The 23,324-nt window shown below is 71.5% G+C and carries 19 protein-coding genes; 15 read left to right on the top strand and 4 right to left on the bottom strand.

The genetic code is table 11. The annotated features are described in order from the left end of the window. The first annotated feature begins 70 nt into the window (after positions 1-70). Both E6R62_RS28755 and E6R62_RS28750 read left to right on the top strand, forming a co-directional pair. The gene (locus E6R62_RS28755) at positions 71-1,315 is read left to right on the top strand and encodes a serine hydrolase (RefSeq protein ID WP_136216407.1); all 1,245 of its coding nucleotides are present in this window, start codon (positions 71-73) and stop codon (positions 1,313-1,315) included. 87 nt (positions 1,316-1,402) lie between these two features. Continuing rightward, positions 1,403-1,885 (top strand): GNAT family N-acetyltransferase, encoded by a 483-nt coding sequence (locus E6R62_RS28750; protein WP_206308871.1) that lies wholly within the window; start codon positions 1,403-1,405, stop codon positions 1,883-1,885. A 62-nt stretch (positions 1,886-1,947) separates the two neighbouring features. Here E6R62_RS28750 and E6R62_RS28745 read toward each other — a convergent pair whose 3' ends face one another. After that, on the bottom strand, positions 1,948-3,627 hold the full coding sequence (locus E6R62_RS28745; protein WP_136216405.1) for a bifunctional 3'-5' exonuclease/DNA polymerase: 1,680 nt from the start codon (positions 3,625-3,627) through the stop codon (positions 1,948-1,950). 352 nt (positions 3,628-3,979) lie between these two features. Here E6R62_RS28745 and E6R62_RS28740 point away from each other — a divergent pair, with 352 nt between their 5' ends. From E6R62_RS28740 to E6R62_RS28730, 3 genes are all read left to right on the top strand, one after another. Next, entirely contained in the window at positions 3,980-5,146 is a 1,167-nt protein-coding gene (locus E6R62_RS28740) for a DUF2786 domain-containing protein (protein WP_136216404.1), read from the top strand. 151 nt (positions 5,147-5,297) lie between these two features. After that, positions 5,298-7,352, top strand: a complete 2,055-nt coding sequence (locus E6R62_RS28735; RefSeq protein ID WP_136216403.1) for an FUSC family protein — start codon at positions 5,298-5,300, stop codon at positions 7,350-7,352. 140 nt (positions 7,353-7,492) lie between these two features. Continuing rightward, the gene (locus E6R62_RS28730; protein WP_136216402.1) at positions 7,493-7,738 is read left to right on the top strand and encodes a DUF397 domain-containing protein; all 246 of its coding nucleotides are present in this window, start codon (positions 7,493-7,495) and stop codon (positions 7,736-7,738) included. 139 nt (positions 7,739-7,877) lie between these two features. Here the strand turns inward: E6R62_RS28730 and E6R62_RS28725 are convergent, their stop codons facing one another. Next, complete coding sequence (locus tag E6R62_RS28725; protein ID WP_136216401.1) at positions 7,878-8,366, bottom strand: ATP-binding protein; 489 nt, start codon at positions 8,364-8,366, stop codon at positions 7,878-7,880. Positions 8,367-8,740: 374 nt separating this feature from the next. Between E6R62_RS28725 and E6R62_RS28720 the strand changes: the two genes are divergently transcribed. The 5 genes from E6R62_RS28720 (at position 8,741) to E6R62_RS28700 (ending at position 13,668) form a co-directional block, all read left to right on the top strand. Beyond that, the gene (locus tag E6R62_RS28720; RefSeq protein ID WP_136216400.1) at positions 8,741-9,619 is read left to right on the top strand and encodes a helix-turn-helix transcriptional regulator; all 879 of its coding nucleotides are present in this window, start codon (positions 8,741-8,743) and stop codon (positions 9,617-9,619) included. A 92-nt stretch (positions 9,620-9,711) separates the two neighbouring features. Continuing rightward, positions 9,712-11,169: an aldehyde dehydrogenase family protein gene (locus tag E6R62_RS28715; RefSeq protein WP_136216399.1), complete on the top strand. Its 1,458-nt coding sequence runs from the start codon at positions 9,712-9,714 to the stop codon at positions 11,167-11,169. Between the two features lie 151 nt (positions 11,170-11,320). Further along, complete coding sequence (locus E6R62_RS28710) at positions 11,321-11,863, top strand: DinB family protein (protein WP_136216398.1); 543 nt, start codon at positions 11,321-11,323, stop codon at positions 11,861-11,863. A gap of 149 nt (positions 11,864-12,012) precedes the next feature. Next, a complete protein-coding gene (locus E6R62_RS28705; protein ID WP_136216397.1) occupies positions 12,013-12,771 on the top strand; it encodes a MerR family transcriptional regulator in 759 nt (252 codons plus the stop codon). A gap of 189 nt (positions 12,772-12,960) precedes the next feature. Beyond that, complete coding sequence (locus tag E6R62_RS28700) at positions 12,961-13,668, top strand: VTT domain-containing protein (RefSeq protein WP_136216396.1); 708 nt, start codon at positions 12,961-12,963, stop codon at positions 13,666-13,668. 108 nt (positions 13,669-13,776) lie between these two features. Here E6R62_RS28700 and E6R62_RS28695 read toward each other — a convergent pair whose 3' ends face one another. Together E6R62_RS28695 and E6R62_RS28690 are read right to left on the bottom strand one after the other, a co-directional pair. Then, entirely contained in the window at positions 13,777-15,417 is a 1,641-nt protein-coding gene (locus tag E6R62_RS28695; protein WP_206308870.1) for a threonine/serine exporter ThrE family protein, read from the bottom strand. 196 nt (positions 15,418-15,613) lie between these two features. After that, a complete protein-coding gene (locus tag E6R62_RS28690) occupies positions 15,614-16,108 on the bottom strand; it encodes an inorganic diphosphatase (RefSeq protein WP_030031597.1) in 495 nt (164 codons plus the stop codon). Positions 16,109-16,255: 147 nt separating this feature from the next. On the opposite strand from E6R62_RS28690, the gene dacB reads away from it, so the two are divergent. The 5 genes from dacB (at position 16,256) to ftsH (ending at position 23,240) form a co-directional block, all read left to right on the top strand. Further along, entirely contained in the window at positions 16,256-17,710 is a 1,455-nt protein-coding gene (gene dacB, locus E6R62_RS28685) for a D-alanyl-D-alanine carboxypeptidase/D-alanyl-D-alanine-endopeptidase (RefSeq protein ID WP_136216395.1), read from the top strand. A 50-nt stretch (positions 17,711-17,760) separates the two neighbouring features. After that, positions 17,761-18,924, top strand: a complete 1,164-nt coding sequence (locus E6R62_RS28680) for a zinc-dependent metalloprotease (RefSeq protein WP_136216394.1) — start codon at positions 17,761-17,763, stop codon at positions 18,922-18,924. A 289-nt stretch (positions 18,925-19,213) separates the two neighbouring features. Continuing rightward, a complete protein-coding gene (tilS, locus tag E6R62_RS28675) occupies positions 19,214-20,341 on the top strand; it encodes a tRNA lysidine(34) synthetase TilS (protein WP_136216393.1) in 1,128 nt (375 codons plus the stop codon). A 69-nt stretch (positions 20,342-20,410) separates the two neighbouring features. Next, positions 20,411-20,971, top strand: coding sequence for a hypoxanthine phosphoribosyltransferase (gene hpt, locus E6R62_RS28670; RefSeq protein ID WP_136216392.1), 561 nt, complete (start codon positions 20,411-20,413; stop codon positions 20,969-20,971). 238 nt (positions 20,972-21,209) lie between these two features. After that, the gene (ftsH, locus tag E6R62_RS28665) at positions 21,210-23,240 is read left to right on the top strand and encodes an ATP-dependent zinc metalloprotease FtsH (protein WP_136216391.1); all 2,031 of its coding nucleotides are present in this window, start codon (positions 21,210-21,212) and stop codon (positions 23,238-23,240) included. The last annotated feature ends 84 nt before the right edge of the window (positions 23,241-23,324 follow it).

Genomic DNA, 23,324 nt, shown 5'->3' with positions numbered 1-23,324 from the left:
TCGCCGGCGTGAGGAGGGCGGGCTAGGTTGGGTTGGTGGTGCTCGGGGGTCTCGTGGTAGGAGGCCAGGCATGACGAAACGGTGGCGCGGTGCGGCGGTCGGGGCGGCCGCGGTGGGGCTCGTGGTGGTGCCGCTCGGAGTGAGCGCCGGCTACGCCTGGGATACGCCGGCATCCTCGTCCGTACCGGCATCCGTGACGCGTACGACGGCGCAGCCGTCGCCCTCGGCGTCCGACGAGTTCGCCCAGCTGACGCCGGCCGTGAAGCGCCAGTTGGACGAGGACGTCCGGAAAGTGATGAGGGAAGCCCAGGTCCCCGGGGTGATCGTCTCCCTCTCGGCACCCGGCAAGGGGACCTACGAGCGTGCCTTCGGGGTGGCCGACAAGGCGACCGGCGCCCCGATGACACCGAACCTGTACATGCGGATCGGAAGCGAGACCAAGACCTTCACGGTCACCGCCCTGCTGAAGCTGGTCGACGAGGGAAAGATCGGGCTCGACGACCCCATCGGCAAGTACATCTCAGGGGTCCCCAACGGCGACAAGATCACCCTGCGCCAGCTCGCCGAGATGCGCAGCGGCCTGTTCAACTACTCCGCGGACCCCGGGTTCTACAAGGCGCTGACCAGCAACCCCCGCCGCCCGTTCACCCCGCGGGAACTGCTGGCGTACTCCTTCAAGCACCCCGTGATGTTCGCGCCGGGAGCCCAGTTCTTCTACTGCAACACGAACCTGATCCTGCTCGGTCTGGTGGTGGAGAAGGTCAGTGGGGACAAGCTCTCCGACTACATCCGGCACAACGTGATCGAGCCCGCGGGGCTGCACCACACACTGTTCCCCTCCGGCGCCGAGTTCCCGAACCCGCACGCGCAGGGCTACACGAACCAGACGGCCTCCGGGAAGACGGAGGACGCGGCGGACTGGAACCCCTCATGGGGCTGGGCCGCCGGAGCGATGATCTCCGACCGCGACGACCTGAGGACATGGGCCAAGGTGCTGGCCACCGGCACACTGCTGACGCCACGGACCCAGGCCCAGCGGTTGAAGGTCGTGGAGGCGGACAACATCCCGGACTCCGGTTACGGGCTCGGCATCTTCAACGTCGAAGGCTGGATCGGGCACAACGGTTCACTACCCGGCTACGAGTCCCTGACCATCTACCTCCCCGGTCCGCAGGCCACGCTGGTGGTACTGCTCAACACGGACATCACGTACCAGGGTTCCGAGCCCAGCACTCTCTTCGGCCAGGCGATCACCAAGACGGTGACTCCGAAGCACGTCTTCGATCTGCCCGCCCAGCCCGTGACCGGTCACTGAACCCTCCTTCCACTGCCCTCGCACCGACTGCCCCCACACCAACTGCCCCCGCCGCGCCGCCGAACCCGTTCCCGCACAATGGGCGGCATGGACGAGCAGACGCCGGGACGCCCGGACGAGCAGGTGTGGTTGCGGGTGGCCGGAGAGGCGGATGTCGAGGTGGCGGCCGAGCTGTTCCGCGGCTACCTCGACTTCTACGAGGTGAAGGTCGAAGACCCTGGCGCCCCGGCTGCCTTCCTCGCCGAGCGAATCAGGGGTGACGAGTCGCTGGTCCTCCTGGCCGACGTCCCGGAGGGGGGAACGGTCGGCTTCGCCCAGGTCTACCGGACCTTCGCGTCACTGCTGCTGCGACCCATGTGGGTCCTCAGCGACCTGTACGTGGCCCCCTCCGGCCGCCGCACAGGCGCGGGACGGGCGCTGCTGCGCGAGGTCTTGCGCCGGGCGGCGGAGGCCGGTGTCGCCGGCGTCCAGCTGGAGACGGCCTACGACAACCACATCGCGCAGGGCCTGTACGAGTCGGAGGGGTTCGTGCGGGAGGGGTACCACATCTACTTCCACGACCTCGGCTGAGAGCCGAGCCGGGTTGAGGCGAACCGCTGCCGGATCAGGCGTGTTTCACGTGAAACATCCGCTCACTTCGCGTCCGCGTAGCACTCCACGACGGCCGTACTGAACGGGAAGCGGACCGGGGTGTCGCCGAAGGTGATCCGTCCGGCCAGGTCACCGGCGGCGCGGATGGCCTCTGCCACGGCCTCGGTCTCCTCGGCCGGGCAGTGCACGATCACCTCGTCGTGCTGGAAGAAGACCAGTTCGGCGCGGAGCCCCGCGCCGGCGATGGACTGCCGCAGCGCGGCGAGCATCAGCAGCGCCCAGTCGGCGGCGCTGCCCTGAACGACGAAGTTGCGCGTGAAGCGGCCCCGGGCGCGGGTGTCGGTCGAGGCATACCCGGGGGTCCAGGCGCCGTCCTCCCGGTCCTGCGGGAGCCCGGCCTCGCCGTCGTCCTCGGTGGAGCCAGCGGGTGGCGGGCAGGTCCGGCCGAGCCAGGTGCGTACCAGTCGACCCTCTTCGCCCGCCTTCGCGGCGTCGTCCACGTACGCCACGGCCCGGGGGAACCTGCGGCGGAGCGCGGCCAGGTTCTTGAGGCCGTCTCCGGAGGTCTGTCCGTAGACGGCGCCGAGCACTGCCAGCTTGGCCTTGTCCCGGTCACCGGAGAAGCCTTGGCGGGAGATGGACGTGTAGAGGTCCTCCGGGCGCCCGGCCACCTCCATGAAGGCCGGATCGCGGGAGATCGCGGCGAGCACGCGCGGTTCCATCTGGTCGGCGTCGGCGACGACGAGCCGCCAGCCGGGGTCGGCGACGACCGCCCGGCGGATCACCTTGGGGATCTGCAGGGCGCCGCCGCCATTGGTCACCCAGCGGCCCGTCAGGGTGCCGCCGGGGATGAACTCGGGCCGGAAGCGGCCGTCGTGGACCCAGTCCCCGAGCCAGGACCAGCCGTGGGCGGTGTAGATCCGGTACAGCTTCTTGAACTCGATGAGCGGGGCCACGGCCGGGTGGTCGAGCCCCTGGATCTCCCAGCGCCGGGTGGACTTGAGCTTGATACCGGCCTCGGCGAAGGCCTTGACGACATCGGCAGGCAGCTCGGGGTGCACACGGCGGCCGAACGCGGCGGAGATCCGATCGGTGAGCTCCGCGAGACGTCTGGGTTGGCCGCTGCCGGCGTAGCGCTCGCCGAGCAGTTCGGTGAGCAGGGCCCGGTGTACGTCGGCCCGCCAAGGCAGTCCGGCGCGGTGCATCTCGGCGGCGATGAGGAACGCGGCGGATTCGGCGGCGGTCAGCAGGCGCGTGCGGTCGGGGTGGGCGGTGGCGTCGTGCCGGGCCGCCTGGTCGGCGTGGACGGCGATGACGGCGTCCAGGGGGACGGGGGCCGGCCGCGGATCGAAGAGCGAGTCCTGAGCCCCGGGTTCCGCGGCGCGTGCCGGGGGGTCGGGCGGGACCGGCAGACCCCGCAGCCGGGCCCAGGCGGCTGCGGCGGAACGGGGCTCCCCGAACCGGCCCTCGTGGCGGAGCAGCAGTTGCTCGGCCTCCTCGATGTCGTAGCACCGCTCGACACGTACCCCGGCGGTGAGCAGGCGGGGGTAGACGGCGGTGGTCGACTGCCAGACCCACCGCGTGTCCTTGGGCGCGGCGCGGACTGCCTCCGCGGGGTCGCGCACCCGGAGTGGGGCGGCCCCGGTGGGGGACAGGGGGGCGGCGTGCCACCAGCCGTCGGCGCCCTCGGCGAGGGCCCAGCGGGTGGCGTGCTCGTTCATGGGTGCGAGTGTCCCACCGGGGGCCGACAGTGGGGGGTGCCGGTGGGGTGTGGCGCGGGGCGGCTCCGCCTGCGCGGGGCCGTCCGGGGCCCGCCCCGGGCCCCGCGCCTCAATCGCCGGCGGGGCTGGATGTGGCGGCCCGGCCCGGCCCGGTCGGGTTGGGTGCGGGGGTGTGGCGCGGGGCGGACCCGGCTGTGCCGGGTTTCGGGGCTCCGCCCCGGGCCCTGCGCCTCGATCGCCGGCGGGGCTGGATGTGGCCGGCCCCGGGCCTCGATCGCCGGCGGGGCTGGGTCACCCCCGGCCTGGCAGGGGGGCAGGGTGAGGGGGGTGGGGGGCGTGTCAGGCTGGAGGGGTGAAAGACATCGTCGACCGTGCCTGCGGAGCAGCTCTCTATGCCCAGGACGACGCCGCGCTGGATACCGGTGCCTCGCTGCTCGCCGCCGATGACGCCCGGTGGGGCGGGGTCGCGGCGGAGTTGTTGGCGCGGGGGGAGACGTACGTGCGGCAGGCCTGGGAGCGGGGCTGGCGGCCGGCGGACGTGCTGCGGTTGGTCCGGCGGGAGTTGGAGGAGCGGCACGTACGGATCGCCTGCGACCTCATCGCCGCCGAGGCGCGCCGCTACGCCCGGCTGCCGGAGCGGTGGACCGACGCCGAGGTGTGGTGGTCGCGGGACGCCCGCTACGGCGACCGGCTCGCGCAGCGCGAGAAGACGGACCGGTTCACGCTGGCGACGGCGGTGCTGGAGACGTTCCGGCTGCTGATCCGGCTGCCGTCGATCGAACCGGTCGGCCCGCTCCCGGGCGACCCGACCGACCTCGCCGAGCACGCCCACATCGAGCCCCGGATGCTCGGCCGCATCCGCGCGCTGCTCGCGAAGGCCGAGGCCACCACCTACCCGGAGGAGGCGGAGGCGCTGAGCGCCAAGGCCCAGGAGCTGATGGCCCGACACACCGTCGACGAGGCCCTGCTCGCGGCCGGGGGCGGGGGGCCGGCGCGGACGCCCGGTGCCTGTCGCATCGGTGTCGAGCCGCCGTACGAGGAGGCGAAGGCCGTACTCCTCGACGCGGTGGCCACCGCGAACCGCTGCCGGGCGGTGTGGAACAGCGGCTTCTTCTTCTCCACGGTGGTCGGCTTCGAGAGCGACCTGGAGGCGGTGGAGCTGCTGTACACCTCGCTGCTCGTGCAGGGTACGGCGGCGATGACCCGCGCCGAGGCCGCGCAGCGCTCAGGCGGCCGGAAGCGCACCAAGACCTTCCGGCAGTCCTTCCTCCTCGCCTACGCCAGCCGGCTCGGCCACCGCCTGGCCGAGACCGCGGAGCACACCGCGTCCGAGAGCCCGGCCCACCTGCCCGCGCTGGTGGCCCGCGACGTCGCCGTCACCTCCCGGGCGGAGGAGATGTTCCCCCGCACCACGACCACCCGCCTACGCGGTGCCACCGACCACGCGGGCTGGGAGGACGGCACGGCCGCCGCCGACCGCGCCCACATGGCCGGCCGCCGGCACCCCCTCCCCGGCTGAGCCTTCCCGGCCGCTCCCCCGGCCGGCATCCCCGGCCGGCATCCCCGGCCGGCATCCCCGGCCGGCCGAGCCCCCAGGCCGGCGCCCCCACCGCGCGCCGTCGGCCGCGGGCTCCGCTCCCGGCCGCGCCCGTCCCGTTACGCTCGCTCCCATGAGCTGGCTCCGGGCCCTGAAGGACACCGCCCGGGCCGGCATGAAGATCGAGCGGGCCCGGCTGGAGCCGCTCGTCGCCGTGCGCGCCGCGGCCGGGCTGGCGATCGTGATCGGCGTCGGGCTGACCCTCCTCGGCCCGGGCGCCGCGGCCAGCTCTGCTTTCGGCGCGTTCACGGCCGCCATCGCCACCTTCCAGCAGAGCTGGCGCCCGCGCCCCGTGCTGGCGCTGGCCTCCGGCCTGACGCTGGCGGTGTCCACCTTCGTCGGCTACCTGGTCGGCTCCCGCCACACCCTGGCGTTCCTGGCCCTGCTCGCCCTCTGGACCTTCCTCGCGGGCCTGTTGTGGGCGGCCGGCCCCACCACCGGGATCATCGCCTCGGGCAACGTCGCGATCATGCTGGTCACCGTCACCCTGCCGACGTCCGTCCCGCAGGCGGCCGGTCACGCCGCGATGATCGCCGCCGGCGGTGTCGTGCAGGCACTGCTCATCGTCCTGTTCCCGATCCGCCGCTGGGGCGCCCAGCGCGACGCCCTCGCCGACGCGCTCGCCGCCGAGGCCGACTACGCCCGCCGGCTGCGCCACGACCCCTTGGCGCCCTTCGACCCGCAGCCCCTGATGAAGGCGCGGGACGCCGCCGCCGTCACCGCCCGACAGGCCCGTCGTCGGCCCGCCGAACTGCACGGGGCGCGGGGGCTCGCGGAGCGCATCCGGCCGGTGCTGGCCTCACTGGCCGACCCGGCGGTCGGGGCGCCCGCCGAGGGCCCGGCGCGGGACCGGGTGTCCGAGCTCCTCGCCGCCGCCGGAGCGGTCCTGGACGCCGCGGCGCGGGCGATCCGGGACGGGGAACCCGTCCGGCTCCCGGCGTCCTCCCTGGCCGTGCTGAAAGCCCCGGACCGGGACGACCTGCTCCGGGGCGCCCCGCTGCGGGCCGCGCGCCGGCTGAGCGCGCTGCTGGACGACGTACTGGAGACCGCGGAGCCGGGGTCCGGCCGGACCGCCGATCCCGGCGCCGCGATGCTGCGGCCCACACTGCCCGCCCTGGTACCGCTGGTGGCGAGGGCGGTACGGGCCGAACTGAGGCCCGGCTCAAGGGTGCTGCGGCACGCCGTGCGGGTCACCGCCGTCGTCTGCGCGGGCTACGCCATCGGCCAGGCGCTGCCGTTCGGGCACGGCTACTGGGCGCCGATGGCCTCCGTGATGGTGATGCGGCCCGATTTCACCCAGACCTGGTCACGGGCGGTCGCCCGTTTCGGCGGCACGCTGGTCGGCGTCTCGGTCGCCACCGCCGCCGTGCGGATCGCGCAGCCGGGGATGTACCTCTCCGGACTGTTGGCCGTGCTCAGCGCGGGTCTGATGTACGCGCTGATGCGCACCGGTTACGTCGTCGCGCAGGCCTGTGTCTCCGCCTACGTGGTGTTCCTGCTCGGGATGGGAGGCCTGCGCTGGGACCAGACCGTTCCCGACCGGATCACCCTCACCCTGGTCGGCGGTGTCCTGGCGATGGCCGGGTACGCCCTCTACCCGGCCTGGGAGACGCCTCGGCTGCGCGCCCTCCTCGCCGACTGGCTGGCGGCGTGCGGGCGGTACGCACAGGCGGTGCTCGTCCGGTACGCCGATCCGGGCGGCGCCGGGCCCGATGACGACGTCCGTCAGGCGCTGCTGGCCACCCGGGACGCCCGGATCGCCTGGCAGGAGGCGCTCGGGCGGGCGGCGGGCGAACCGGTGCGCCACCGCGGGTTGTCCCACGCGGCGGCCGAGGGCGCCGCCGACGCCGTGGCGGCGCTGGGCCGGGCCGTCATGCTGCTGGAGGCGCACATCCCGGACCGCGCCCACGCCCCGGCCCCCGGCGCGGCCGCGCCGGCCGAGGCGGTACGGGCCGACACCGAGGCGGCGGCGAACGCGGTGCGGGAAGGGCGCGTCCCGGAGGCGGGCGCGGTTCGGGCCGTTCTGGCCGATCCCGGATGGGAGGCCGGGGAGTCAGGGGTGCTGCGGGCGGCGGCACGGCAGGTGCTGGAGGCGCTGGATGAACTCTCCGAAGCCCTGCGTACCTGATCAGCGGGGGCGCGGGGGTGTGAGTCGGCGTCTCGGTGATCACCACGGCACCCTCCGTGCACGTGCATCTGCCCGTGCAGCAGTCCTTGAACAGAGCTATGATCCGGTGCAGTTGACATCTGCACTATCGGGGGCTTCCTGTGGACCACGCGTACAACGGGATGGCAGCTGCAGAACTCACTTCCTTGTTCGGGCTGTCCTGGCAGAAGAGCAGACACAGCAATTCGCAAGGTTCCTGTGTCGAGTTCGCCAAACTGCCGGGCGGCGACGTCGCGATGCGCAACTCGCGCTTCCCGGACGGCCCGGCGCTCATCTACACGCCGGCCGAGATAGTGGCGCTGCTGCTGGGCGTCAAGGACGGCGAGTTCGATCATCTGGTCATCTGAACCGCTGATCGTCCCGCACGAGGTACAGCGCCACATCCAGCCATGCACGTGCACCGGCCGGGACTGATCGCAGAGATCAATCCCGGCCGGCGTGTGTACGCGTGTGTGTCCGGGTGCGTGCCGTCGCTCCGCACCCGCCTCACTCGTGGAGCAGGAACAGCGCCCAGACGACCTTGCCGGTCAGCCGCCCCGCGAGCGGGTGCCAGCCCCAACTGTCGCTGTAGGAGTCCACCAGGAACAGCCCGCGCCCGGACTCCAGGTCGCAGTTCTCGTCGGTCCGCTCGGGCGAGAACGCACCGCCGGGCCGGTCCTCGCTGGGGTCCCGCACCGCGCACACCAGCCGGGTGCTCCACCGCATCAGGTGCAGCCGTACCGGGGCGTCCGGGTCCGCGACCACCCCCCGCGCGTCGTCGGGCAGGGCATGGCGCAGCGCGTTGGTGACGAGTTCGGAGACGACGAGCGACACGTCGTCGAAGCGCTGGTCGAGGCCCCACTGGGACAACGTCGAGCGGGTGAAGGAACGCGCTCCGCGCACCGCTTCGAACCGGGCGGGCAAGGCGCAGGACGCGGACCCCGAGACGGCCGTGGGGTCGACCGGGGGCAGCCCCTGCCGTAACGGCTCGAGCATGGTCGATCCATTCGTCCCCATGCGAGGCACTCCCGGGATTCGCGGACGGAGCGGCGTCTCCGGCCAGAAAGAACTGCGGGGTGGGTCCGGCGCCGGCGCGAAGAGCACGCAGGTGCGCGGGGACCATCGTTCCGAATGCCGAAGCCGGATGCAAGGGCAGATGCACGTGCACGCGCCGGACCTGTCCCGTCCGTCACGGTTCTTGCTCATTTCTTCCTACGCATACTTACGGACTTCTTTTCCGGGACGCCGGATTCCGTTACAGAACGAGTACGGGCAGGTGCGTTTTGGTGGCAGACTGCGGGCCCTGGGGTTCGGGGGCCCCGGCGACGCAGCACGCAGACGACAGCGCTGACCACGCGCACACCATTGCGATGGGGAGGGCAGGACTAGTGACCGCAGAAGCCAGCGGTTCCGTGGTGCGCCGCATCCTCCTGGGCTCACAGCTCAGGCGACTCCGAGAATCCCGCGGCATCACCCGTGAGGCGGCCGGCTACTCGATCCGCGCATCCGAATCGAAAATCAGCCGCTTGGAGTTGGGAAGGGTGAGCTTCAAGGCCCGGGACGTCGAAGACCTCCTGACGCTCTACGGAGTCACGGATGGCGCGGAGCGCGAATCCCTCCTCGGTCTGGTCCGCGAGGCCAACGCGGCGGGCTGGTGGCACAGTTACGGCGACGTACTGCCCGGCTGGTTCCAGACGTACATCGGACTCGAAGGCGCCGCCTCCCTCATTCGCATCTACGAGGTCCAGTTCATCCACGGGCTGCTGCAGACCGAGGCCTACGCCCAGGCGGTCGTCAAACGCGGCATGCCCGACGCCACCCCCGCCGAGATCGACCGTCGCGTCGCGCTGCGCCTGGAGCGGCAGAAGGTCCTCGTCGCCGAGAACGCCCCCGTCTTCCACGCCGTCCTGGACGAGGCCGCGCTGCGTCGCCCGTACGGCGACCGCGCCGTGATGCGCGGTCAGTTGGAGCACCTGATCGAGGTGTCCCAGCGCCCCAACGTCCAGCTCCAGGTGATGCCCTTCTCCTTCGGCGGCCACGCCGGCGAGAGCGGCGCGTTCACGCTGCTGCGCTTCCCGGAGTCCGACCTCCAGGACATCGTCTATCTGGAACAGCTCACCAGTGCGCTCTACCTGGACAAAGACGAGGAAGTGGCGCAGTACGCCCGGGCGATGGAGCGGCTCCAGGCGGACTGCCCCGACCCCGACCAGACCCGCGATGTCCTGCGCGGTCTCCTTCAACTGTCTTGATTCGCACGTAGTATGACGTCTGATCAGTGCATGACGACGACCGATCGGTCTCCGGTGCAGCGCACGGGTGCGCGCTCGCAGTAAGGGATGGCATGTCCATATTCGACGACCTGGCTCACCAGTACATCGATGGCGAATGGCTGCCCGGCGCCGGTTCGTGGGACATCATCGACGTCAATCCCTACAACGGTGAGAAGCTCGCGGCGATCACCGCGGCCACCGTCGACCAGGTGGACCAGGCCTACCGCGCGGCCGAGCGCGCGCAGCGGGAGTGGGCCGCCACCAGCCCGTACGCGAGACGTGCCGTCCTGGAGCGGGCCCTGCGGATCACCGAGGAGCGCCGCAAGGAGCTCGTCGAGGCGATGATCGACGAACTCGGCGGGACCCGTCCCAAGGCCGAGTACGAGGTCCACCTCGCGATGGAGTTCATCCGCGAGGCGATCCAACTGGCCGTCCGTCCCGAAGGTCGCATCCTGCCCTCGCCGGTCGAAGGCAAGGAGAACCGCGTCCAGCGCCTCCCCGTCGGCGTCATCGCCGTCATCAGCCCCTTCAACTTCCCCTTCCTGGTGACGATGAAGTCGGTCGCCCCGGCGCTCGCGCTCGGCAACGCCGTCGTGATCAAGCCGAACCAGAACGCCCCGGTGGTCGGCGGCGGGGCCATCGCCAAGATCTTCGAGGACGCGGGGCTCCCGGCCGGACTGCTGAACGTCCTGGTGACCGACATCGCCGAGATAGGCGACGCGATCCTCACCCACCCGGTCCCCAAGGTCATCTCCTTCGCCGGTTCCGACCGGGTCGGCCGGCACGTCGGCGCCGTCGCCGCCCGCCACTTCAAGCGGACCGTCCTGGAACTGAGCGGCAACAGCGCCCTGGTCGTGCTCGACGACGCCGACCTCGACTACGCGGTGGACGCGGCCGTCTTCAGCCGCTTCGTCTACCAGGGTCAGGTCTGTATGGCCGCCAACCGCATCCTCGTGGACGCCTCCGTGGCCGAGGAGTTCACCGAGAAGTTCACGGCCCGGGTGCGGGGCCTGAAGACCGGCGACCCGCACGACGCCGACACCCACATCGGCCCGTTGATCAACTCCTTCCAGGCCGACGCCCTGACCGCCCTCGTGGACCGGGCCGTCGAGGAGGGCGCGCAGGCGCTCGTACGCGGTTCTACGCGCGGCAACCTGGTCGAACCCACCGTGCTGGCCGGCCTCCCCGAGGACTCCCCGCTGCTGGGCCAGGAGATCTTCGGCCCGGTGGCGCTGCTGGTGGTGTTCGACGGCGAGGACGAGGCGGTCCGGCTCACGAACGCCACGCCGTACGGGCTCAGCGGCGCCGTGCACACCCGGGACGTGGAGCGCGGTGTGCGGTTCGCCCAGCGGATCGAGACCGGGATGATCCACGTCAACGACTCGACCATCGGCGACGAGCCGCTGGCGGCGTTCGGCGGCGAGAAGGCGTCGGGGCTCGGCCGGCTGAACGGCGAGGCGACGGTGGAGGCCTTCACCACCCAGAAGTGGATCTCCGTGCAGCACGGCCGGACGAGCTTCCCCTTCTGAGCCACCACTCCGTTCCACCGCGCTGATCCACCGCTGTGGCCCCCACCGCCGGGTTGCGGACAGAGGTTGACCGCAAGTCTCCGTAACGTGTCTCTTGTCGGCGGGAAAGCCGACAGAGACAGCACGACGCACACCTACGGAGGCGGTCAGCATGGTCACGCACGTTCCCGCGGAGTCCCACGGCGATGAGCGCGGGGCGCTCCTGTCCTTCGTGGAGGCCCAGCGCGGCGGCCTCCGCCGCTCGGTGCTCGGCCTGACCGAGGAGCAGGCGGCGAGCCGTCCCAGCGCGAGCGAGTTGTCCTTGTCGGGGTTGCTGAAGCACTCCGCGGAGTGTGAGCTCAATTGGCTGCGGATGGCACAGCAGCGGCCGAACGAACGGCAGCGCACGCAGGAGACCTGGGGCGACTCCTTCCGTCTCGTCGGGGACGAGACGATCGGGGAGATCCTCGCCTTCTGGGACGACGTGGCGGCGCAGACGGCCGGTTTCGTCGCGGGCCTGGAGAGCCTGGACCAGACGTTCCCGCTGCCCGACGCGCCGTGGTTCCCCAAGGACGGCAAGGTCTCGATGCGCTGGATGCTGCTGCACCTGGTCGAGGAGTTCGCCCGGCACGCCGGTCACGCCGACATCGTGCGCGAGTCCCTGGACGGCAAGACGGCCTTCGAACTGGTGGCCCAGGCCGGGGCGGCCGGCTAGCGGTACCGGGGCCGGCCGGGCAGCTACGCGGACGGCCCGCCCGGCAGCGGTACGCGGACGGCGGCGCGACGGCCCAGCGGACGGACTTGCACCTCACGCCGCGTGAGGGCCCACAGTGAAGGGCGTACCCAACCAGAGGAGCGGGAGCGATGGGCTACTCCGTGGGCCAGGTCGCCGGTTTCGCCGGAGTCACGGTGCGCACGCTGCACCACTACGACGAGATCGGCCTGCTCTGTCCGAGCGGGCGCAGCGGGGCGGGGCACCGGCGGTACGACGACGCCGACCTCGACCGGTTGCAGCGCGTCCTGTTCTACCGGGAGCTCGGCTTCCCGCTCGAAGAGGTCGCGGTCCTGCTGGACGACCCGGACTCGGACCCGAGGGAGCACCTGCGCCGGCAGCACGCCCTCCTGTCCGACCGGATCGACCGGCTCCAGCGGATGGCCAAGGCCGTTGAGCACGCCATGGAGGCACACCAGATGGGAATCAACCTCACGCCCGAGGAGAAGTTCGAGGTCTTCGGGGACTTCGACCCCGACGAGCACGTGACGGAAGTCCGGCAGCGCTGGGGCGGCACCGACGCGTACGAGCAGTCCACCCGGCGGGCGGCTTCCTATACGAAGGAGGACTGGCAGCGCATCCAGGCCCAGGCGGACGACATCAACCGGCGCCTGGCGCGGCTGCTGGAGTCCGGGGCCGCCCCGGAGTCCGAGGCCGCCATGGACCTGGCCGAGGAACACCGCGGTTCGATCACCGCCAACCACTACGACTGCTCGTACGAGGCGCACACCTGCCTCGGTGAGATGTACGTGGCCGACGCGCGGTTCACGGCGTACTACGACGCCGTCCGGCCGGGCCTGGCGGTGTTCCTGCGGGACGCGATCCTGGCGAACGCCGTCCGGGCCGTCTGACCCACGGCGTCCGTCGTTCCGTCCCCCGTCGTCCCGCCGCCTCGTACCGCCCGCCCGCACCGCCCCCTCCCGGTCCCTGGAACCCGGTGGGGGCGGTGTGCGTTCATAATTGAAACCACCCGTGATTGAAACCACCCGTGTCGCGCGCCGCGCAGCGGACATCCCCCGATCCAGGAGAGCCCGGAACTCGTGTACACGCTTGCGCTCGGCCCTGAGTGGCTGTCCCCGGAGTATCTGATCGGGCAGTTCGGCCTGATCGGCACCCTGGCCGTCGTCTTCGCGGAATCGGGTCTCTTCGCGTTCCTGCCCGGCGACTCCCTGCTGTTCACGGCGGGCCTGTTCACCGCGAGCGGTGACATCAGCCAGCCGCTGTGGCTGGTCTGCACGCTCATCGTGGCGGCGGCGATCCTCGGTGACCAGGTGGGTTACCTGATCGGCAAGTTCTTCGGCCCCAAGCTGTTCAGCCGGCCCGACTCCAGGTTGTTCAAGCGGGAGAACCTCGACGCGGCGCACGACTTCATGGACAAGCACGGCCCCAAGGCCATCGTGCTCGCCCGTTTCGTCCCGATCATCCGTACGTTCGCCCCGATGGTCGCGGGCGCGGGCGCGATGAAGTACCGCACCTTCCTGCTGTTCAACGTCATCGGCGGCATCGGCTGGGGCGCGGGCGTGACCGTGCTCGGCTACAACCTGGGCCAGTTCGACGTCATCAAGAACAACATCGAGACGATCTTCATCGGCATCGTCCTCATCTCGGTGATCCCGGTGATCTTCGAGGTGCTCAAGGCGCGCAAGCACAAGAAGGCCGCGGCCGCCGAGGCCCCCGCCGCGGTGGGCCGTCAGCGCTCGGCCGAGCCCCAGGGCTCGGCCCAGCGGGGCCGTCACGCCAAGCGCTGACCCGCTCGCTTCCTTTACACGGCGCCCCGGAGAGCACGACCCTCCGGGGCGCCGTCGCGTGTGCCGACGAACACGGCGACGAACACGGCGACGAACACGGCGACGGCGTCAGAAACCGCGCGTCCGCTTCGCCGCCCGGCGGGTGGCGGCGCTCGCGGCGCCCGGGATGCGCATGAACAGCCGTGAGGTCTCGGACCCCAGGTTGACGCCGATCGCGATGGCCAGGGCGATGGCGGCGGCGTTCACGAGGGAGGCGAGGCCTTCGTTCAGCCGGTTCTCCGCGATCAACAGCAGCCCGTAGTACGTCGCCGAGCCCGGCAGCAGCGGGCCGATGGCCGCTGTCGTGTACGGCAGCGCGGAGGCGAAGCGGTAACGGGAGAAGAGCTGCCCGAACAGGCCCACGAGCCCGGCCGCGATTGCGGTGGACGGGACCGGCGGGATCTCGCCCGCGTAGTGCAGGGCCCCGAAGGTCACCCAGGCGACCGCGCCGTTCAGGGTCACGATCCACACGGTGGAGCGCTCCTGCTGGAGCAGGATCGCGAAGGTGAACACCAGCACCATCGAGGCCGCGATCTGGATCAGCGGCCGCTGCGTGATCAACAGGACCTCGTCCGGGTTCGGCTTGGCGTTCAGCTGGAGCCCGATGTAGAGCATCACCAGGACGCCCATGATGATCCCGATGAAGAGGTACATGACCTCCAGCAGGCGGGCGGAGGCGGTGATGTAGAAGCCGGTCAGGCCGTCCTGCACGGCCGCGACCAGCGCCCGCCCCGGGAGCAGCGCGAAGAGGCCACCGGTGATCACCGCGGAGGCGCGTACGTCGATCTCGGCCAGCTTCAGCGCCACGCCGATCGCGGCGGGCGGCATCGCGGCCACCACGAACTGGTAGAACTCCGGCAGTCCCCGCCCGGCGCAGAGCCACGCCAGCCGGTCTCCCAGGACCGCGCCGATGGCGGCTGCGACGAAGACGAGGACGCCACCGCCGACCAGGGTCGAGGCGGCTCCGGCGAGCAGCCCGGCGGCGGCCGTCAGTACCCAGCCCGGGTACGGGTGCCGGTTGCGGCGGATCTCCGCGAGGCGCCGGTAGGCCTCCTCCAGCGACACGTCGACCTCGTGGGCGCTGATGTCGTCCACCAGCCGGTAGACGGCCGCGAGGCGGGTGTAGTCGGTGCCGCGGCGGCGTACGGTCCGGCTCGCCGAGACCGGGTCGTCCACCAGTGAGGGCTGGTGGGTGATGGACAGCAGGGTGAAGGTGACCGTGGGCTCGCACCGGTCCAACCCGTAGCTGCGGGCCACGGCGAACATGGCGGCCTCCACGTCCTCGGCCCCCTCGCCACCCGCGAGGAGCAGCTCGCCGATGCGCAGGGTGAGGTCGAGCACACGGCCGACGGCGGGCCCCGCCTCGCTCTGCTTCTGCACCGGCTCGGGGACGGGCCGCACGTCCACCGGCATGCGCAGCATGGTGCGCATGCGGTCCTGCCACGGGGACTCGGGCATGCGGGACACCGGGAAGCCGTGTGCGGGGGTGTACGCGGGCGGGGAGTGCTGAGCGCTGTAGGTGGCCGGAGGGGCGAAAGCGGAACCCTCGGGCTCGGCGGTCTGCGCGGCCATGCCGTCGGGGACCGCGAACTCCGAGGTGGGCTGATCGTCGTCCGGTGCGTCGGTCCCCGTCCCGGGCGGCCGGGCGAACGCGCTGTGCGCCTCGTCCGAGGTGGGCTTCTTGTCCTCTGCCCGGTCGGCTTCCGCCACGCGTCCTCCAGTCGGTGATCACCAGCGGTATCAGTATGCGGAATCGTTTCCTCCCCGGCGAAAGCGGAACCCCCGGGGACGACGCGACAGGCCCGCGCGCGGATACGACAACGGGCGGCGCCCCCCTCGGGGGGCACCGCCCGCGGTGTCACAGGGGTGGCGGGACGTCCCGCTCACCCACGACCGAGCGCAGTGCTCAGTGGTGGCCGCCCTGGGCCTCCAGGCGCTTGTACGAGGCCTCGATCTCGGCCTCGGCCTCGGCGCGGCCCACCCAGTTGGCGCCCTCGACCGACTTGCCCGGCTCCAGGTCCTTGTAGACCTCGAAGAAGTGCTGGATCTCCAGGCGGTCGAACTCGGAGACGTGGTGGATGTCGCGCAGGTGCTCCACGCGCGGGTCGGAGGCCGGCACGCACAGCAGCTTGTCGTCGCCGCCCGCCTCGTCCGTCATGCGGAACATGCCGATCGCGCGGCACTTGATCAGGCAGCCCGGGAAGGTCGGCTCGTCCAGGATGACCAGGGCGTCCAGCGGGTCGCCGTCCTCGCCCAGGGTGTTCTCGACGAATCCGTAGTCCGCCGGGTAGCTGGTGGAGGTGAACAGGCGACGGTCCAGACGGATCCGGCCGGTCTCGTGGTCCACCTCGTACTTGTTCCGCGAACCCTTGGGGATCTCGATGGTGACGTCGAACTCCACGTCCTGCTCCTCCATGATCAGCTTCATTGCTTCGAAGACTGCGTTGATTCACCTGCGTGCGCGTCCGGCCCGCCGCCGGGAGGTGCCCCGGTCGGGTGGGCTGCCATGCTCGCGGCAAGACGCAATGGTTAAGTGTCCCTCACGCATATGTGTGATCGCGAAAGGGGCTGGTCCGAGGTGCCTCTGGTCAAGACGTGGCAGCTCATCGCGGGGTCGGCCGTGGCCGGCCTCGCCCTGTCGGCCGCGACGGTGGCCGCCGCGGGTCCGTGGGACTCCGGCCAGCGTAAGGCCGAGCGGGACAGGGCCGCCTCCTGGAGCCTCACGGGTGGCACAGATCACGCGGCGGGAGGGCTGCCGCAGCCCGCCCCGAGCGCGCCCTGGGTGCTCTCCGCCATCGGTTCGGACACCCCCCGCAAAGCCGGAGCGTCGAGTTCCGGTGGATTGGCGGCCGCGCTGGAGCCCCTGTTGGCCGATCCGGCCCTGGGGACGTCCCGTACCGCGTCCGTCGTGGACGCGGCGACGGGCGAGGTCCTGTACGAATCCGGTTCGCGCGACGCCATGACCCCCGCCTCCACCGTCAAGATCGCCACCGCCTCGGCCGCGCTGGCCGCCCTCGGGCCCGAGTACCGCATCCGCACCACGGTCGTCCGCGGGGCCGACCCCGGGCAGGTCGTCCTGGTGGGCGGCGGCGACCCCTCGCTCACCGCGAAGAAGAAGAGCCCCGCCGGGTCCGGGGGCAGCCTCGTCGCCCTCGCGGCGGACACCGCCCAGGCGCTCAAGGCCGCCGGTACCGACTCCGTGGCGCTCGGCTACGACGACTCCCTCTACACCGGCCCGGCCCGCCACCCGATCGGCAAGAACGACAACCTGGCCCCCCTCGCCGCCCTGATGGCCGACGAGGGCAGACCCGACGATTCCGGTTCGGGCCCCGTCGAGCGGAGCACGGACCCGGCCGGGGACACCGCCCGCGCCTTCGCCGCCCTGCTGAAGGAACGCGGCATCAAGGTCACCGCCGACCCCGCGAGAGCCAAGGCGCCCGGAGGCGCCCAGCCACTGGCCACCACCCTGTCCACCCCGCTCGGCGGCCTCGTCGAGCGGATGCTGACGAACAGCGACAACGACATCGCGGAGGCCCTCGCCCGCCAGACGGCCCTCGCCTCCGGGCAGCCCGCGAGCTTCGAGGGCGCCGAGAAGGCCGTCACCGACAAGCTCGCCTCCCTCGGCGTCGACACCGCCGGGACGCGCTTCGCCGACGGCAGCGGACTCAACCGCGCCGACAAGGTCACCAGCGGCCTGCTCACCGGTCTCCTCGTCCGGGCCGCCGACCCGCGGCGCCCCGAACTGCGGCCGGTCCTCACCGGCCTCCCGGTCGCCGGGTTCACCGGCACGCTGCGCACCCGCAACGCCGGCGCCTCCCAGGCCGCGGGCCTGGTGCGGGCGAAGACGGGCACCCTGACCGGGGTCAACTCGCTCGCCGGGACCGTCGTCGCGCCCTCCGGACGGCTGGTCGCCTTCGCCTTCCTGAGCGAGAACGGCCCCGACGGCCCGACCGCCGAACGGAGCCTGGACAAGCTGGCGGCCACGGTGGCCGCGACACCGTAGCCGAGGTCGGGGGGATCCCGCGGACGGGCCGGTCCACGTACGGTTGACGCATGACGAGCATCGGTGGTGCGGAGATGGTCGACTGGAACCTCGCGGTCGCGACCGCGACCCGGCTGGTCCGGCCCGGCCCGGAGGTCAGCAGGGACGAGGCCCGGGCCGTGGTGGCGGAGCTGCGCGGGCACGCCAGGACCTCGGAACGGCACGTGCGCGACTTCACCCGGATGATGGGCGCCCTGCCCGAGGGGACCACCGTCCACGACACGCCCGTCCTGGTCGTCGACCGGGCCGGCTGGGTCCGGGCCAACGTGGCCGGCTTCCGGGAACTGCTGGCCCCGCTGCTCGCCAAGATGCGCGAGCGCCGCGACAACACCTCGGGCGGCGCCGTACTCGGCGCGTTCGGCGGCAAGGTCACCGGCGTCGAACTGGGCATGCTGCTGAGCTTCCTGGCCTCCCGGGTGCTCGGCCAGTACGAGACCTTCGCGCCCCCGACGCTCGACCTCCCGGGCTCGGCCCAGGGCGGCGGCCGGCTGCTGCTCGTCGCCCCGAACATCGTGCACCTGGAGCGGGAACTGGCGGTGAACCCGCACGACTTCCGGCTGTGGGTGTGCCTGCACGAGGAGACACACCGTACGCAGTTCACCGCCGTCCCGTGGCTGCGTGCCCACCTTGAGGGCGAAATCCAGACGTTCCTCGGTGCCACCGAGATGGACCCGATGACCGTGCTGGAACGGCTCCGCGAGGCCGCCCAGTCCTTCGCCGGCGCCCGCCCCGACTCCGAGCAGGGCGACGAGGGCCGCTCCCTGGTGGACCTCGTACAGACCCCCGAGCAGCGCGAGGTGCTCGCCCGGCTGACCGCCGTGATGTCCCTGCTGGAGGGCCACGCCGACTTCGTGATGGACGGGGTGGGCCCCGAGGTGGTGCCCTCGGTGGCCGAGATCCGGGAGAAGTTCCAGCAGCGCCGGGCCAGCGGCGCCGGCGGCCTCGACGCCGCGCTGCGCAAGCTGCTGGGCCTCGACGCGAAGATGCGCCAGTACCGCGACGGCGAGCGGTTCGTCCGCGCCGTCGTCGGTCAGGTCGGGATGGAGGGCTTCAACCGCGTCTGGACCTCCCCGAACACGCTGCCCACCAAGGCGGAGATCGCCAAGCCCGCGGACTGGGTGGCCCGCGTCCACCGCAAGGGGAGCGAGGGGCGCGACGGGAGCGAAGGGGCGTGAACCGGGGCGCGGTGCGGGGCGTGTTCCCGCACCGGGCAGGTGTGAACTTGTCTCGTTGGGGGAAGCAGCATCACCCTTCCGAGGGACCGTGGGCCGTGGAAGGGCGTGCGATGCTCAGGGAACGGCTCGGTTCTGTCACCATCGACGCACTCTGAGTGACAACCGGAGTGACAACCGGAATCCCGGGGGCGCCCTCGCCGGAGCCCCCATCGATACCGGACAGACCGACGCCACCCCTGCGCACCACCCACGCCTCCGAGGCATCCGAACTCCACGAAGGGCACCGGACATGGGTCCCCATCCTGCGGTCGCGGCGATACGCCTGGCGGTCCGCCGCGTACTCCACGACGTCCTGACCGATCTGACCGATCCGACCGATCCGACCCACCTCGGCGACCGGAGCGTGAGCGGCGATCCCGCCCACGGCCCCACCGGCCGCCGCGCCGCGGCCCGCCGGAACCCGTCCGGTGCGATCCCGGCCCCCGCGGACGGCGTCCCGCCGCTCGTCCTCGTCGCGTGCTCGGGCGGCGCCGACTCCATGGCGCTCGCCTCCGCCCTCGCCTTCGAGGCCCCCAAGCTCGGCGTCCGGGCCGGCGGGGTCACCGTCGACCACGGCCTCCAGGTCGGCTCCGACCTGCGCGCCGCCGAGGTCGTCTCCCGCATGACCGCGCTCCGCCTGGACCCGGTGGAGTCCGTCGCCGTGCGCGTCGGCCGGGACGGCGGACCCGAGGCCGCCGCGCGCGATGCCCGCTACGCCGCCCTGGACGAGGTCGCGGACCGGCTCGGGGCCGTCGCCGTGCTGCTCGGCCACACGCGTGACGATCAAGCCGAAACCGTCCTGCTGGGTCTGGCCCGCGGCTCCGGAATCCGGTCGCTCTCCGGAATGGCGGAAGTGTCCGGCGGCCCTGGCCGCGGCCACCGCTACCGGCGCCCCTTTCTCCAGATCGACCGCCAGACCGCCCGCAAGGCCTGCATGGTCCAGTCCCTCCCCGTCTGGGACGACCCGCACAACATCGACCCCGCCTACACCCGCTCCCGGCTGCGCCACGAGGGACTGCCCGCCCTGGAGAAGGCGCTCGGCAAGGGGGTCGTGGAGGCGCTCGCCCGTACCGCCCAGCTCTCCCGCGACGACGCCGACGCCCTGGATGCCTGGGCCGCCGACGCGGAGACCCGCGTGCGCGACGAGGACGGCCGCCTGGAGTGCGCCAAGCTCTACGCCCTGCCCCCGGCCGTCCGCCGTCGGGTCCTGCGCCGGGCCGTGGTCGCGGCCGGGTCTCCCGCGGGCTCGCTCTTCGCCCGTCACATCGAGGAAGTGGACCGTCTCATCACCGGATGGCGTGGTCAAGGCGCCATCAACCTGCCCGGCCGGGTCGAGGCCCAGCGGCAGGGTGGCAGACTTGTCATCCGGCAGGGCTGATTGGTGCTGAAACGCGGCTGAGTCCTCCGGGGGCACCCACCTCCGGAGTCCCGGCCGACGACGAAAGTGATGCGGGTGGACGAGAAGGACATGGGCGACGACCTCCAGTCGGTGCTCATCACCAAGGAAGAGATCGACGCGAAGCTGGCGGAGCTGGCCGCGAAGATCGACGCGGAGTACGCGGGCAAGGACCTGCTCATCGTCGGTGTGCTCAAGGGCGCCGTGATGGTGATGGCGGACCTGGCGCGCGCCTTGTCCACCCCGCTCACCATGGACTGGATGGCGGTGTCCTCCTACGGCGCCGGGACCCAGTCCTCGGGTGTGGTGCGCATCCTCAAGGACCTGGACACCGACATCAAGGGCAAGCACGTCCTGATCGTCGAGGACATCATCGACTCGGGCCTGACGCTGTCGTGGCTGCTGTCGAACCTGGGCTCCCGCGAGCCGGCCTCGCTGGAGGTCGTCACGCTGCTGCGCAAGCCCGACGCCGCGAAGGTCGCCATCGACGTCCGGTGGGTCGGCTTCGACATCCCCAACGAGTTCGTGGTCGGCTACGGCCTCGACTACGCGGAGAAGTACCGCAACCTGCCGTTCGTCGGCACGCTCGCCCCGCACGTCTACGGCGGCTGACCGGCCGTACGGACCGTGCGGTGAGCCCCGCGCCCACCCCGGGCAACCTCGGGGAAACCCGTGGCCCCCCGGGGAACCTGGCGGCGCTTCCCGCCGTTGGACCAGGGGAAGACGGGTCTGTCAGCCGTCCCACGAGGCCGCGGGTGACAATTCAGGGGTACATTCCGAAGAACAGTCTTTACTCACAGCAGCATTTACCTACGGGCAGGAGGGACGGGGTGCCTAGCGCCCCGTATGGATGGACGTGAAGCGATACTTCCGTGGGCCGGTCATGTGGATCGTGCTGGCCGTCCTCGCCGTGGTCGTGTTGATGAACGTCGTCGGCTCCGGCGGCGGCTACAAGTCGGTGGAGACCAGCGAGGTCATCAAGGCGATCAACAGTGGCCAGGTGCAGAGCGCCAAGCTCACCACCGGTGACAGCCAGATGATCAAGATCGAGCTCAAGAAGGACCAGAAGCTCGGCAACAACGACGGCACCAAGTTCCAGGCCAACTACATCGGGGACCAGGGCGTCCAGCTCGCCCAGAACCTCCAGACCAAGTACGAAGCCGGTCAGATCACCGACGGGTACACCGTCTCGCCGGACAAGACCAGCCCGTTCCTGAGCGTGCTGTTCTCGCTGCTCCCGTTCGTCCTCATCGTCGTCGTCTTCCTGTTCCTGATGAATCAGATGCAGGGCGGCGGCTCCCGGGTGATGAACTTCGGGAAGTCCAAGGCCAAGCTGATCACCAAGGACACGCCGAAGACGACCTTCGCCGATGTCGCGGGCTCGGACGAGGCCGTCGAGGAGCTCCACGAGATCAAGGAGTTCCTCCAGGAGCCGGCGAAGTTCCAGGCCGTCGGCGCCAAGATCCCCAAGGGCGTGCTGCTCTACGGCCCGCCCGGCACCGGCAAGACCCTGCTCGCGCGTGCCGTCGCGGGCGAGGCCGGTGTTCCCTTCTACTCGATCTCCGGCTCCGACTTCGTCGAGATGTTCGTCGGTGTCGGCGCCTCGCGCGTCCGTGACCTGTTCGAGCAGGCCAAGGCCAACGCGCCGGCGATCGTCTTCGTCGACGAGATCGACGCCGTCGGCCGGCACCGCGGTGCGGGCCTCGGCGGCGGTCACGACGAGCGCGAGCAGACCCTCAACCAGCTGCTGGTCGAGATGGACGGCTTCGACGTGAAGGGCGGCGTCATCCTGATCGCCGCCACGAACCGTCCCGACATCCTCGACCCGGCGCTGCTGCGCCCGGGCCGCTTCGACCGGCAGATCGCGGTCGACCGCCCGGACATGCAGGGCCGTCTGGAGATCCTCAAGGTCCACCAGAAGGGCAAGCCGGTCGCTCCGGACGTCGACCTCTCGGCCGTCGCCCGCCGCACCCCCGGCTTCACCGGTGCCGATCTCTCCAACGTTCTGAACGAGGCCGCGCTGCTCACGGCCCGTTCGAACAAGAAGTTGATCGACAACCACATGCTGGACGAGGCGATCGACCGCGTCGTGGCGGGACCGCAGAAGCGGACCCGGATCATGTCGGACCGGGAGAAGAAGATCACCGCGTACCACGAGGGCGGCCACGCCCTGGTCGCGGCGGCTTCCCCGAACTCCGACCCGGTGCACAAGATCACGATCCTGTCCCGCGGCCGGGCCCTGGGTTACACCATGGTCCTGCCCGACGAGGACAAGTACTCGACCACGCGCAACGAGATGCTCGACCAGCTCGCGTACATGCTGGGCGGGCGCGCGGCCGAGGAGCTGGTCTTCCACGACCCGACCACGGGCGCGGCGAACGACATCGAGAAGGCCACCGCCACCGCGCGGGCCATGGTCACCCAGTACGGCATGACCGAGCGACTGGGCGCGATCAAGTTCGGCGGCGACAACACCGAGCCGTTCCTGGGACGCGAGATGTCGCACCCGCGGGACTACTCGGAAGAGGTCGCGGCGCTGGTCGACGAAGAGGTCAAGAAGCTCATCGAGACCGCGCACAACGAGGCCTGGGAGATCCTGGTCGAGAACCGGGACGTCCTGGACAACCTCGTGCTCGCACTGCTGGAGAAGGAGACGCTGGGCAAGGAGGAGATCGCGGAGATCTTCTCCACGATCGTGAAGCGTCCGGCCCGTCCGGCGTGGACCGGTTCCGCCCGTCGTACCCCCTCCACCCGTCCGCCGGTGCTCTCTCCCAAGGAGCTCCAGCTGACGAACTCGGCGAACGGCGCCTCGGCGTCGAGCTCGCCGGCGGTGTCGGTGGAGAAGGCCCCCGAGGCCTCTCCGGAGGACCGCGCGGAGTAATCGCAGGGCCCGACCGGCCCCGGAATGCATGCCGCGCCCCCCAGGTTCTAGCCTGGGGGGCGCGGCACTTTCACCTGCCCGCGA

It is taken from the genome of Streptomyces sp. A1136 (genome assembly GCF_004795055.1).
Lineage (GTDB): Bacteria > Actinomycetota > Actinomycetes > Streptomycetales > Streptomycetaceae > Streptomyces.
This window is presented reverse-complemented; position numbering and strand designations above follow the sequence as displayed.